At 37.3% G+C, this 13,679-nt stretch carries 14 protein-coding genes; all 14 read left to right on the top strand.

The genetic code is table 11. The annotated features are described in order from the left end of the window. Positions 1-109: 109 nt before the first annotated feature. The 14 genes from smc (at position 110) to sucD (ending at position 13,654) form a co-directional block, all read left to right on the top strand. Positions 110-3,679, top strand: a complete 3,570-nt coding sequence (gene smc, locus KI369_RS02895) for a chromosome segregation protein SMC (protein ID WP_212954986.1) — start codon at positions 110-112, stop codon at positions 3,677-3,679. 15 nt (positions 3,680-3,694) lie between these two features. Beyond that, entirely contained in the window at positions 3,695-4,684 is a 990-nt protein-coding gene (ftsY, locus tag KI369_RS02890) for a signal recognition particle-docking protein FtsY (RefSeq protein ID WP_212954985.1), read from the top strand. A gap of 133 nt (positions 4,685-4,817) precedes the next feature. Continuing rightward, positions 4,818-5,150 (top strand): putative DNA-binding protein, encoded by a 333-nt coding sequence (locus KI369_RS02885; protein ID WP_000891061.1) that lies wholly within the window; start codon positions 4,818-4,820, stop codon positions 5,148-5,150. 12 nt (positions 5,151-5,162) lie between these two features. After that, entirely contained in the window at positions 5,163-6,512 is a 1,350-nt protein-coding gene (gene ffh / locus KI369_RS02880; protein WP_000863461.1) for a signal recognition particle protein, read from the top strand. A gap of 100 nt (positions 6,513-6,612) precedes the next feature. After that, positions 6,613-6,885, top strand: coding sequence for a 30S ribosomal protein S16 (rpsP, locus tag KI369_RS02875; protein WP_000268750.1), 273 nt, complete (start codon positions 6,613-6,615; stop codon positions 6,883-6,885). A gap of 14 nt (positions 6,886-6,899) precedes the next feature. Next, positions 6,900-7,127 (top strand): KH domain-containing protein, encoded by a 228-nt coding sequence (locus KI369_RS02870; RefSeq protein ID WP_000737397.1) that lies wholly within the window; start codon positions 6,900-6,902, stop codon positions 7,125-7,127. A gap of 121 nt (positions 7,128-7,248) precedes the next feature. Further along, positions 7,249-7,764 carry a ribosome maturation factor RimM gene (rimM, locus tag KI369_RS02865; RefSeq protein WP_212954984.1) on the top strand — a complete coding sequence of 172 codons (516 nt, stop codon included), beginning with the start codon at positions 7,249-7,251 and terminating at the stop codon, positions 7,762-7,764. Then, entirely contained in the window at positions 7,764-8,498 is a 735-nt protein-coding gene (gene trmD, locus KI369_RS02860) for a tRNA (guanosine(37)-N1)-methyltransferase TrmD (protein WP_144614539.1), read from the top strand. The genes rimM and trmD overlap by 1 nt, the downstream gene beginning before the upstream one ends. A 146-nt stretch (positions 8,499-8,644) precedes the next feature. Beyond that, positions 8,645-8,989 (top strand): 50S ribosomal protein L19, encoded by a 345-nt coding sequence (gene rplS / locus KI369_RS02855; RefSeq protein WP_001186516.1) that lies wholly within the window; start codon positions 8,645-8,647, stop codon positions 8,987-8,989. Between the two features lie 101 nt (positions 8,990-9,090). Further along, positions 9,091-9,642, top strand: a complete 552-nt coding sequence (gene lepB, locus KI369_RS02850) for a signal peptidase I (protein ID WP_000711857.1) — start codon at positions 9,091-9,093, stop codon at positions 9,640-9,642. Positions 9,643-9,662: 20 nt separating this feature from the next. Further along, complete coding sequence (gene ylqF, locus KI369_RS02845) at positions 9,663-10,553, top strand: ribosome biogenesis GTPase YlqF (protein WP_016135245.1); 891 nt, start codon at positions 9,663-9,665, stop codon at positions 10,551-10,553. Positions 10,554-10,604: 51 nt separating this feature from the next. Beyond that, positions 10,605-11,378 carry a ribonuclease HII gene (gene rnhB, locus KI369_RS02840; protein WP_212954983.1) on the top strand — a complete coding sequence of 258 codons (774 nt, stop codon included), beginning with the start codon at positions 10,605-10,607 and terminating at the stop codon, positions 11,376-11,378. A gap of 193 nt (positions 11,379-11,571) precedes the next feature. Beyond that, on the top strand, positions 11,572-12,732 hold the full coding sequence (gene sucC, locus KI369_RS02835) for an ADP-forming succinate--CoA ligase subunit beta (RefSeq protein ID WP_144614534.1): 1,161 nt from the start codon (positions 11,572-11,574) through the stop codon (positions 12,730-12,732). 19 nt (positions 12,733-12,751) lie between these two features. Next, the gene (gene sucD / locus KI369_RS02830) at positions 12,752-13,654 is read left to right on the top strand and encodes a succinate--CoA ligase subunit alpha (RefSeq protein WP_000115178.1); all 903 of its coding nucleotides are present in this window, start codon (positions 12,752-12,754) and stop codon (positions 13,652-13,654) included. Positions 13,655-13,679 lie beyond the last annotated feature (25 nt).

The following is a 13,679-nucleotide window of genomic DNA, read 5'->3' as shown; positions in this document are numbered from 1 at the left end:
GAATGAAACTTTCTTTTTGTTTGTGAATAAAAGGAAGGGAAATCCGTATGATAGCTCGTTTTTGTCTAGATAACAGTTATAGCGACGGAGAATAGGAGGAAGGCCTTTCGTGTTTTTAAAAAGATTAGAAATAGCAGGATTTAAGTCTTTTGCTGAGCGTGTATCTGTTGATTTTGTCCCAGGAGTAACTTCTGTAGTAGGACCTAATGGAAGTGGGAAAAGTAATATTACGGATGCTATTCGCTGGGTACTTGGTGAACAATCTGCAAAATCATTACGTGGTGCAAAGATGGAGGATATTATTTTTGCGGGCAGTGATACGAGAAGAGCAGTTAATGTTGCTGAAGTAACAATAACTTTAAATAATGAAGATCAACGTTTACCGATTGAATACAATGAGGTATGTGTAACACGTCGTGTATCTCGTTCTGGTGATAGCGATTTTTATATTAATAAACAATCATGTAGATTGAAAGATATTATCGATTTATTTATGGACTCTGGTATGGGAAGAGAAGCTTTTTCGATTATTAGCCAGGGGAAAGTTGAAGAGATTTTAAGCAGTAAATCAGAAGAACGTCGTGGTGTATTTGAAGAAGCTGCTGGAGTGTTGAAATACAAACTTCGTAAAAAGAAAGCGGAAGCAAAATTAGCAGATACACAAGAAAACTTAAATCGTGTACAAGATATCATTCACGAATTAAGTAGTCAAGTAGAACCTTTAGAAAGACAAGCTTCTATTGCGAAAGATTATCTTGAGAAAAAAGAAGAATTAGAGAAAGTAGAAGCAGCGCTTATTGTACATGAAATTGAAGAATTACATGAAAAATGGGAAGCGCTTCGAAATCAGTTTGGGCATAATAAAAACGAAGAAGCGAAAATGTCAACGCATTTACAAAAAGGTGAAGAAGAGCTAGAGGAATTACGAGGCCAATTACAAGCAGTAGATGAGTCTGTAGATTCCTTACAAGAAGTACTTCTTCTTTCTAGTAAAGAACTAGAAAAGTTAGAAGGGCAGCGTGAGCTATTAAAAGAGAGAAAGCAAAATGCAACGACGCATTGTGCGCAACTCGAACAGTTAATTGTTGAATTAACAGCGAAAGCTACAAGTTATGATGGTGAAATAGAATCAAGTACAGAAGTGTTGATGCAATTTGTAAATCAAGTAAAAGAATTGGAGACGAAATTGCATGATAATGAGCAATTACTTGCAACGTTTGCCGACAATTTAGAGGAACAAATTGAGAATTTAAAAGGTGACTATATTGAACTTTTAAATCAACAAGCTAGTCATCGTAATGAATTATCTATGATTGAAGAACAATCTAAACAACAAAACTCTAAAAATGAACGCCTTGACGAAGAAAATGCGAAATATGTAGAAATGCGCATGGAAATTACAGCGAAAAAGACAAAACTTGTGGAAAGTTATGAACAAGTGAAAGAAAAAGTAGCTGGTATCCTTTCGAATATACAAAAGACAGAAGCAGCACTTGGGAAATGTAAGACACAGTATAGTGAAAACGAAACAAAACTGTATCAAGCGTATCAATTTGTACAACAAGCACGTTCTCGAAAAGAAATGCTAGAAGAGATGCAAGAAGACTACTCTGGTTTCTATCAAGGAGTACGTGAAGTATTAAAGGCTAGAGAAAATAGGTTGCAAGGTATTGAAGGTGCTGTTGCAGAACTGCTGACGGTGCCGAAAGAATATGAAATTGCAATGGAAATTGCTCTAGGTGCAGCAATGCAACATATTGTCGTACAAAAAGAAGAACATGCTCGTAATGCAATTGCGTTTTTAAAACAAAATAAACATGGGCGAGCAACGTTTTTACCGCAAGCTGTTATTAAAAGTAGATCGCTATCATTTGAACAATTACGTATTGTAAATCAACACCCATCGTTTGTAGGTGTGGCGGCAGAACTTGTGCAATATAACAATAAATATGAAAATGTAGTTTCAAATTTATTAGGTACAGTTATTGTTGCGAAAGATTTACGCGGGGCTAATGAGCTAGCGAAACAACTGCAATACCGTTATCGCATTGTAACAATCGAAGGTGATGTAGTGAACCCTGGTGGTTCTATGACAGGTGGAGCGGTAAAACAGGCGAAATCTTCATTATTAGGACGTCAACGTGAACTAGAAGAGTGGACGAGCAAGTTAACTGATATGGAAGAGAAAACAACGAAGTTAGAAAACTTTGTTAAAGCAGTAAAGCAAGAGATTCAAGAAAGAGAAGTGCAAATACGCGAACTAAGACAAAGTGTAGAAGCAGAGCGTGTAGATGAACAGAAATTAAGAGAAGAAATTAATCGCTTAGAATTAGAAGAACATCGTATTAATGATCGTTTATCTATTTACGATTTAGAGATTGAAGGATTCTTACAAGATCAAGTGAAGATACAAGGGCGTAAAGAAGAGCTAGAAAAGATTTTAGCGACCCTTCAAGCGGAGATTACGGGATTAGATAGCAAAATTGTCGCTTTAACACAACAAAAAAGTGAGCAACATACTTCGAAAGAAAAAGTTCAAAAAGAAATGACTGAGTTAAAAGTGTTGGCGGCTGAAAAGCAACAACGCTTATCTAATCAAAAAGAAAAAGTTGAACGATTGACGAAGGAAAAAGAAGAAATGGATGCAACGCTTGTCAAAACGAAAGAGGATTTAGCATTCTTAAAACAAGAAATGACATCGAATTCAAGTGGTGAAGAGCAAATTACGAATATGATCGAGAAGAAAGCATATGATCGTAATCAAACTTCACAGTTAATTCGCTCTCGTCGTGAACAACGCGTATCGTTACAAGAGAGAGTAGAACATTTAGAGCGTAATCTGAAAGAAACAACAGGTAAACATAAATACATTCTTGAGATGTTGAAAGATCAAGAAGTAAAAATAAACCGACTTGATGTAGAGTTAGAAAATAGATTACAACATTTACGTGAAACATATACGATTTCATTTGAAGCAGCAAAACTGAAGTATACAATGGTGATGCCTGCCGAGGATGCACGTAAAAAGGTGAAATTAATTAAACTATCTATCGAAGAGCTAGGCACAGTAAACTTAGGAGCAATTGATGAATATGAGCGTGTAGCAGAGCGTCATACATTCTTACTAGAGCAAAAAGATGACCTAGAAGAAGCAAAAACGACATTGCACCAACTTATTACTGAAATGGATGAAGAAATGAAAAAACGATTTTCCACTACTTTTGAAGGAATTCGAATGGAGTTTCAATCGGTATTCTCTGAATTATTCGGGGGCGGTAGAGCGGATTTAGTCATGACGAATCCAGATGATTTATTAAATACGGGTATTGATATTGTAGCGCAACCGCCAGGGAAGAAACTGCAAAACTTAGGTTTACTTTCAGGTGGAGAGCGTGCTTTAACAGCAATTGCGCTGTTATTTGGTATTTTAAAAGTGCGCCCAGTCCCATTCTGTGTACTAGATGAGGTGGAGGCAGCTCTTGACGAGGCAAACGTTGCCCGTTTTGCCCAGTATTTAAAGAAATTTAGTGATGAGACACAGTTTATTGTAATTACACATAGAAAAGGTACAATGGAAGAGTCTGACGTGTTGTATGGTGTAACAATGCAAGAGTCAGGAGTATCTAAACTTGTCTCCGTTCGTTTAGATGATGGAGAAGAACTAGTTGCAAGCAAATAGGAAGGATGGGACAGTATGAGCTTTTTTAAAAAACTAAAAGAAAAAATTTCAAAACAAACAGATACGGTAACAGAGAAGTTTAAACAAGGATTAGAAAAAACGAGAAATTCGTTTGCGGATAAAGTAAATGATCTAGTATTTCGTTACCGTAAAGTAGATGAAGATTTCTTCGAAGAATTAGAAGAGATTTTAATTGGTGCAGATGTGGGCGTTTCAACAGTGATGGAATTAATCGATCAGTTGAAAGAAGAAGTGCAACGCCGTAACATTCAAGATCCAAGAGAAGTACAAGCTGTTATTTCAGAAAAACTAATAGATATTTATAAAGGCGACAGCGATTTTACTAATGAAATTAATATGCAAAAAGATGGCTTGACAGTTGTTTTATTTGTTGGTGTTAATGGTGTAGGTAAAACGACAACAATTGGTAAGATGGCTCATAAGTTTAAATCAGAAGGTAAGTCTGTCTTATTAGCGGCAGGAGATACATTTCGTGCTGGAGCGATTGAACAATTAGAAGTATGGGGCGATCGCGTTGGTGTAGAAGTGATTAAACAAGGATCAGGGTCTGATCCAGCAGCAGTTATGTATGACGCTGTACAAGCTGCAAAAGCACGTAACGTAGATGTATTACTATGTGATACAGCAGGACGTTTACAAAATAAAGTGAACTTAATGAAAGAGTTAGAGAAAGTAAAGCGTGTAATTGAGCGTGAAGTACCAGGAGCTCCTCATGAAGTATTACTTGTTATTGATGCGACAACAGGACAAAATGGTTTAAGTCAAGCGAAAACATTCCGTGAAGCAACGAATGTTACTGGTATTGTTTTAACGAAGTTAGATGGAACTGCTAAAGGTGGTATTGTATTAGCGATTCGTAACGAAATGGATGTACCGGTGAAATTCGTTGGATTGGGAGAGCAAATGGATGATCTGCAACAGTTTGATCCAGAACAATATGTCTATGGTTTATTTGCGAACTTAGTAGAAACAGAAGAAGTATAAGTGAAAGAAGCGGTATTTTCCGCTTCTTTTTCTATAAAAATATGTGATGTTAAGAAAAAAACTTGACACTCTTTTGTACTCCATGTAAACTAATTCATGTAAAGGGAAATCACTTAACAAAGGATGATCCAACATGCTCGAAAAAACAACGAGAATGAACTATTTATTTGATTTTTATCAATCGTTGTTAACGCAAAAACAAAGAAGTTATATGTCGCTTTATTATCTAGATGATTTATCTCTTGGTGAAATTGCGGAAGAATTTGATGTAAGTCGCCAAGCCGTGTATGATAACATTAAACGGACTGAAGCGATGCTTGAAGAATATGAAGATAAATTAGTATTACTTCAAAAGTTTCAAGAGCGACAGCGACTTGTTGCAAAGCTAAAACAGCTAATCAGCGAAGAAGAGCATGTGAATGAAGAAATGAAACAAGTTGTTGAAGCTATCGAAAAATTAGATTAGGAGGGCGGCAATATGGCATTTGAAGGATTAGCCGACCGACTTCAACAGACGATGCAAAAAATCCGCGGCAAAGGAAAAGTTTCTGAAGCCGATGTGAAAGAAATGATGAGAGAAGTTCGTCTAGCTCTTTTAGAAGCGGATGTTAACTTTAAAGTAGTAAAAGATTTTGTAAAGCGTGTGTCTGAACGTGCTGTCGGACAAGATGTAATGAAAAGTTTGACACCTGGACAACAAGTAATTAAAGTTGTACAGGAAGAACTTACAGAACTTATGGGCGGAGAGCAAAGCAAAATTGCTGTTGCTAATAAGCCACCGACTGTTATTATGATGGTTGGTCTGCAAGGTGCAGGTAAAACAACGACGACAGGTAAGCTTGCGAATTTGCTTCGTAAAAAGCATAATCGTAAACCGATGCTTGTTGCAGCGGATATTTACCGTCCTGCAGCGATTAAACAGCTTGAAACATTAGGGAAGCAATTGGACATGCCTGTATTCTCTTTAGGAGATCAAGTAAGTCCTGTTGAAATTGCGAAACAAGCGATTGCAAAAGCAAAAGAAGATCATCACGATTATGTTTTAATCGATACAGCAGGTCGCCTGCATATTGATGAAGAACTAATGGATGAATTAGCGAAAGTGAAAGAAGTTGCGAAACCGGATGAAATTTTCCTTGTTGTCGATGCGATGACAGGACAAGACGCGGTTAATGTTGCACAAAGTTTCCATGAGCAGTTAGGTTTAACTGGGGTTGTATTAACGAAATTAGATGGTGATACGCGCGGTGGTGCGGCATTATCTATTAAAGCTGTCACAAATACACCAATTAAATTTGCTGGTATGGGTGAAAAACTAGATGCACTTGAAGCGTTCCATCCAGAACGTATGGCATCCCGTATTTTAGGGATGGGAGACGTCTTAACATTAATTGAAAAAGCGCAAGCTACAGTTGATGAAGAGAAAGCAAAAGAACTTGAGCAAAAAATGCGTACGCTTTCGTTTACGCTTGACGATTTCCTAGAACAACTTGGACAAGTGCGTCAACTTGGACCACTTGATGAATTGTTAGGAATGCTTCCTGGTGCAAATAAAATTAAAGGGCTGAAAAATGCACAAGTTGATGAAAAACAAATTGGGCATATTGAGGCAATTATTCGTTCTATGACTAAATTAGAGCGAGAACAACCGGAAATAATCAATGCTAGTCGCAAAAAGCGCATTGCCAAAGGTAGCGGTACAACGGTACAAGAAATCAATCGTTTAATCAAGCAATTTGATGATATGAAAAAGATGATGAAAACGATGACTGGAATGCAAAAAGGTAAGAAAAAAGGACTAGGTGGATTAAAGTTTCCATTCATGTAAGGAAAAAAGATGGCTCTGTTAAGAAAAAATACTTTACAAAGCAATAGTCTTTTTGCTAATATAATTATCTGTGTGAAATAAATTCGGAGGTGCTTTATAAATGGCAGTTAAAATTCGTTTAAAACGTATGGGAGCTAAAAAAACTCCTTTCTATCGTGTAGTTGTTGCAGATTCTCGTTCTCCTCGTGACGGACGTTTCATTGAGGAAATCGGTACTTACAATCCGGTTGCTCAACCAGCTGAAGTTAAGATCAACGAAGAAGCAGCATTAAAATGGTTAGGAAATGGTGCTAAACCATCTGATACAGTTCGTAACTTATTCTCTAACCAAGGTATCATGGAGAAATTCCACTTATCTAAACAAGGTAAGTAATTGAGGCAATGACTATGAAGAAGTTAGTCGAGACGATTGTCAAGCCTCTTGTCGATCATCCTGAAGATGTAAAAGTTACACAGGAACTTTACAACGGAGAGATAAAGTATCGATTAACTGTACATCCTGAGGATGTTGGAAAAGTCATTGGAAAGCAAGGGAAAGTTGCGAAAGCAATTCGAATGCTCTTGTATTCAGTGGGACATCATAACGATGAAAAAGTAACACTGGAAATTCAATAAATGTAAAAAGGGCGAGGAGTTATTTCCTCTCCCTTTTTTAACATTTAAAGAGAAGTTGCATGTTCCATATGTGAAATGGAGATGCTTAATTTATATAGAAACCAGGGGTGACATACTATTTATGACAAAATGGTTTAACGTAGGGAAAATTGTAAATACTCATGGCGTAAGAGGAGAAATTCGTGTTATTTCTCGTACTGATTTCCCAGAAGAGCGATATAAAGTAGGAAACACGTTATACATAAGTAATGAGAAAGATACAGAATATCTGCCGGTCAAGGTAACTTCTCATCGTCAACATAAGACATTTGATTTATTAACACTTGAAGGATACAACAATGTAGATGAAGTAGAGAAGTTTAAAGGTTCTTTAATAAAAGTACCAGAAGAGCAGTTAGGCGAACTAGCTGAAGGTGAATACTACTACCATGAAATTATTGGTTGCAGTGTTGTAACGGAAGAAGGAGAAGAGTTAGGGACAATAAAAGAAATTTTATCTCCTGGTGCAAATGATGTTTGGGTAATTAAACGTCCAAAAGGTCAAGATTTGTTGATTCCTTATATTGATGATGTTGTGCTTCAAGTTAGCATTGAGAATAAATTAGTAACCATTCATGTAATGGAAGGGTTGCTATAATGAAAATTGACATTTTAACATTGTTTCCAGATATGTTTACGGGTGTGTTTGGATCTTCAATTTTAAAGAAGGCACAAGAAAAAGAAGCGGTAGAGCTTCGTGTTGTCAATTTCCGTGATTATACAACGAGTAAGCATAATAGTGTAGATGATTATCCGTACGGTGGTGGCGCGGGGATGGTATTAACTCCTCAGCCTATCTTTGATGCAGTGGAAGAGTTAACGAAGGAAACGGATCGTAAACCGAGAGTTGTCCTAATGTGTCCACAAGGCGAGCGTTTTACGCAAAAGAAGGCAGAAGAGCTTGCTGAAGAAGAGCATGTTATTTTTGTATGTGGTCATTATGAGGGGTACGATGAACGAATTCGTGAGCATCTCGTAACAGACGAAATTTCTATCGGTGACTACGTATTAACTGGTGGAGAGTTAGCCTCTATGGTTATTACTGATAGTGTCGTACGTCTCTTGCCAGGGGTACTAGGAAATCATGCTTCACAAGTTGAGGATTCGTTTAGTACAGGTTTATTAGAGCATCCTCATTATACACGTCCAGCTGATTTTCGTGGTATGAAGGTGCCGGATGTATTGATGTCAGGAAATCATAAAAATATTGATGAATGGCGACATAAAGAATCACTACGTCGTACATACACGCGTAGACCGGATCTATTAGAAGAACGAGAATTGTCTAAGCAAGAAAAGAAATGGCTAGAACAGATAAAAGAAGGCAAATAAGGGCTTGATATATTTTCTATTGCAACAGCCCTAGCAATATGCTATTATAACACTTGTGCTGCTGAAATCAGTGGCCGTATTAACGATGTTCCGCTGTAATTTATTTAGACTTTATAAGAGCATCTGTTTAAAGGAGAGAATTTAATATGCAACAATTAATCGCAGAAATTACAAAAGGCCAATTAAAAACTGACCTTCCTTCATTCCGTCCTGGAGACACTTTACGTGTACACGTAAAAGTAGTTGAGGGAACTCGTGAAAGAATTCAGCTTTTCGAAGGTGTTGTAATTAAACGTCGTGGTGGCGGAATCAGTGAAACATTCACAGTTCGTAAGATTTCTTACGGTGTAGGTGTTGAGCGTACATTCCCAGTTCACACGCCAAGAATCGCGAAAATCGAAGTACTTCGCCGTGGTAAAGTACGTCGTGCTAAGTTATACTACTTACGTAACCTTCGCGGTAAAAAAGCACGTATTAAAGAAATTCGATAAGACATGTATGGGAGCTTGTAAATGCACAAGCTCCCTTTTTCCAATCTATATAAAATTTTGATATAATACGAGCAGCTTACATAATCGTGGAGGGGAAATGCATGAAGAAAGAAAAGAGTTCACTTTGGGAATGGATCAAAGCAATTTTGATTGCTGTAGTATTAGCCGGTGTTATTAGACAGTTTTTCTTTGCGCCAATTCTCGTAGATGGAGTATCGATGGCGTCTACTTTACATGATCGCGATCGAATGATTGTCAATAAAATTGGTTATCACATAGGAGATCCAAAACGATTTGATATTATCGTATTCCGAGCAACGGAAGATAAAGATTATATTAAGCGTATTATCGGCCTACCAGGCGATGAAATAGAGTATCGTAATGATAAACTATATGTTAACGGAAAGGCTTATGAGGAGCCGTATTTAGACAAGCAGAAAAAGCAAATTGCTGACGGACCGCTTACATATGATTTTACTCTTGAAGAAATGACAGGGAAGAAAACTGTTCCAGAAGGTCAATTATTTGTTTTAGGCGATAATCGTCGTTTTAGTAAAGATAGTCGTTCGATTGGTACAATTTCAATGGACCAAGTGATTGGAAAAGCAAATATACTATATTGGCCGTTAAAAGATGCTCGTATTGTGAAATAAAAGAAAAAGAAGGTGGCAACATGGTAATTCAATGGTTCCCGGGACATATGGCAAAGGCTAGACGCCAAGTAACAGAAAAATTAAAGTTAATTGATGTTGTAATTGAGCTTGTAGATGCTCGATTACCTTTATCTTCACGAAATCCAATGATTGATGAGATTATCACACATAAACCGAGGCTTGTCGTTTTAAATAAAGCGGATATGGCAGATGATCGTTTAACAAAACAATGGATCGCATATTTTAAAGAAAAAGGCCATATGGCCATTTCAATTAACGCGCAAGCTGGACAAGGTATGAAGGAAATTGCAGCAGCTTGTAAAGTATTAGTGAAAGAAAAATTTGATAAAATGGTTGCAAAAGGTATTAGACCAAGAGCGATTCGTGCATTAATTGTAGGTATACCAAACGTTGGTAAATCTACGTTAATTAATAAATTAGCAAAGAAAAATATTGCTAAAACAGGAGATCGCCCTGGTGTGACAACAGCTCAACAATGGATTAAAGTTGGGAAAGAAATGGAACTGTTAGATACACCTGGTATTTTATGGCCTAAATTTGAAGATCAATTAGTGGGTCTTCGATTAGCGACAACGGGTGCAATTAAAGATTCAATTTTAAATTTACAAGATGTCGCTGTTTATGCACTACGTTTTATGGAGAAACATTATCCAGAACGTTTGAAAGAGCGATATAATTTAAATGAGATTCCAGAAGATATTGTGGAATTATTCGATGCAATCGGAAAAAACAGAGGCTGTTTAATGGGCGGCGGAATGATTGATTATGATAAAACATCTGAGCTTGTACTTCGTGAGCTTCGTGGTGGAAAACTTGGAAAAATGACGTTTGAAACACCAGAAGAGTTTGCAGAGCAAACAGAAGATGTAGAAAAAGTAGAAGAAGTATAAGACGTGCGTTCGTACGTCTTTTCTTTTTTGTATATAAAGGGAGTGGCATGAATGCAAAAAGTGACTATTCAAGAAGCGGAACGTTTACTGCAAGAAATTATGAGTGAAGAAGATGACCGCTTTCGAATTTTAATGAAAGATGAGCGAAAAGGGGTGCAAAAGCTCATTTTGAAGTGGTATAAACAAAAGGAGTTAGCACAGAAAGAAAAAGAAAAGTTTTTCGAAATGTCCAAGTACGAGATTGCGTTACGTGAAAAAGGGATCATATATATTGCAGGTATAGATGAAGTAGGGCGTGGGCCGCTAGCTGGGCCTGTCGTGACGGCAGCTGTTGTCCTTCCGGAAGATTTTTATATTCCAGGGTTAAATGATTCGAAAAAGCTGAGTGAGGCGAAGCGAGAGCGTTTTTATGATGAGATTAAAGCACAAGCAATTGCCATTGGAGTTGGAATTGTATCACCGCAAGTGATTGATGAGATAAACATTTATCAAGCGACGAAACAAGCGATGCTAGATGCTGTTGCGAATTTATCTTGTACACCAGAATATTTATTAATTGATGCGATGAAACTCCCTACACCAATTCCGCAAACATCCATCATTAAAGGTGATGCGAAAAGCATCTCTATTTCAGCTGCATCTATTATTGCGAAAGTAACGAGAGATCGTATGATGAAAGAGCTTGGAGAAAAGTATCCTGCATATGGATTTGAACAACATATGGGATATGGCACAAAACAACATTTAGAAGCGATTGAAGCACATGGAATATTAGAAGAACATCGAAAATCGTTTGCACCAATTAAAGATATGATTCAAAAATAAGCTGTGTTTTCGCAGCTTATTTTTTATTTTGACATATAAACATTACTATTTTCAAAAAAGAATAAAGCGATTTCAGTTTTCTGACACTTTATTGTAGACAGCGTGCCAATCATCTTATACAATGGCAATGTAATGTTTTTTAAACATTAAAAAACTTTTCGAGTAAAACAGGAAAACAGGGGAGGATGGGACCATGAATATCCATGAGTACCAAGGTAAGGCAGTCCTTAGAAGCTATGGGGTTAGCGTTCCGAACGGGAAGGTTGCATTTACAGTAGAAGAAGCTGTAGAAGCAGCGAAAGAATTAGGAACGGATGTATGTGTAGTAAAAGCACAAATTCACGCTGGTGGACGCGGCAAAGCTGGCGGAGTAAAAGTTGCAAAAAATTTAGATGAAGTTCGTACATATGCAGAGAGCATTTTAGGAACTACACTTGTGACACATCAAACAGGTCCTGAAGGTAAGGAAGTAAAACGCTTACTTATCGAAGAAGGTTGCGATATTAAAAAAGAATATTATGTTGGTCTTGTTTTAGACCGTGCAACTTCTCAAGTTGTTTTAATGGCGTCTGAAGAAGGCGGAACAGAAATTGAAGAAGTAGCAGAGCAAACACCTGAAAAAATCTTTAAAGAATATATTGATCCAGCAGTAGGCTTACAAGGCTTCCAAGCACGCCGAATCGCATTTAACATCAATATTCCAAAAGAGCTTGTAGGACAAGCTGTGAAGTTTATGATGGGCTTATACCGTGCATTTATTGAAAAAGATTGCTCTATTGCGGAGATTAATCCACTTGTTACAACAGGTGACGGTAAAGTTATGGCATTAGATGCGAAATTAAACTTTGATTCTAATGCTTTATATCGCCATAAAGACATTTTAGAACTTCGTGATCTTGATGAGGAAGATTCAAAGGAAATTGAAGCTTCTAAATATGACTTAAACTACATTCCTTTAGATGGAAATATCGGTTGTATGGTTAATGGTGCAGGTTTAGCGATGGCTACAATGGATATCATTAAACATTACCATGGTGATCCAGCTAACTTCTTAGATGTTGGTGGCGGTGCAACAGCTGAAAAAGTTACAGAAGCATTCAAAATTATCCTTTCTGATAAAAACGTAAAAGGTATCTTCGTTAACATTTTTGGTGGCATTATGAAGTGTGATGTTATTGCAGAAGGTGTTATTGAAGCAACGAAACAAGTAGGTCTTGAATTACCTTTAGTTGTACGTCTTGAAGGTACAAACGTAGAGTTAGGTAAGAAAATTTTAAATGAGTCTGGCTTAAATATTGTTGCAGCAGAATCTATGGCAGACGGTGCACAAAAAATTGTTTCACTAGTGGGCTAATAGAAAGCGGGGGAGAAAAATGAGCGTATTAGTTAATAAAGATACAAAAGTTATTGTTCAAGGTATTACAGGTTCTCAAGGATTATTCCATACAAAACAAATGATTGAATACGGTACGAAAATTGTCGGTGGTGTAACGCCAGGTAAAGGTGGCACTGATATTGAAGGTGTACCAGTATTTGATACTGTAGAAGATGCAGTGAAAGCAACAGGCGCAAACGCTTCAGTTGTATACGTTCCACCCGCTTTTGCGGCTGATGCAATTATGGAAGCAGTTGATGCAGAAATTGATTTAGTAGTGTGTATTACTGAAGGGATTCCTGTATTAGATATGGTAAACGTAAAGAGATATATGGCTGGTAAACATACACGTTTACTTGGACCAAACTGCCCGGGGGTTATCACGCCTGATGAATGTAAAATCGGTATTATGCCAGGATACATTCATAAAAAAGGTCATGTAGGTATCGTATCTCGCTCTGGTACATTAACGTATGAGGCTGTACATCAGTTAACACAAGAAGGTATTGGTCAATCTACGGCTGTAGGTATCGGCGGAGACCCTGTTAACGGTACAGACTTTATTGATGCGTTAAAAGCATTTAACGAAGATGAAGAAACACATGCTGTAATTATGATTGGTGAAATTGGTGGTACAGCGGAAGAAGAGGCAGCTGAATGGGTGAAAGCTAATATGACAAAACCTGTTGTAGGCTTCATTGGTGGCCAAACAGCACCTGCTGGCAAACGTATGGGTCATGCTGGTGCAATCATTTCTGGTGGTAAAGGAACAGCTGCTGAAAAGATTAAAACGATGGAAGCTTGTGGTATTAAAGTAGCGGAAACTCCAGCGGTTATGGGCGAAACGCTAATCTCTGTCTTAAAAGAAAAAGGTCTATTTGAGACTTGTAAAAACTACTAATCTGTTGAAAGACACCTTCTTGCTT

Source organism: Bacillus sanguinis, from assembly GCF_018332475.1.
Taxonomy (GTDB): Bacteria; Bacillota; Bacilli; order Bacillales; family Bacillaceae_G; genus Bacillus_A; species Bacillus_A sanguinis.
The sequence above is the reverse complement of the archived record's forward strand: the minus strand, read 5'-3'. Positions and strand labels throughout refer to the sequence as shown.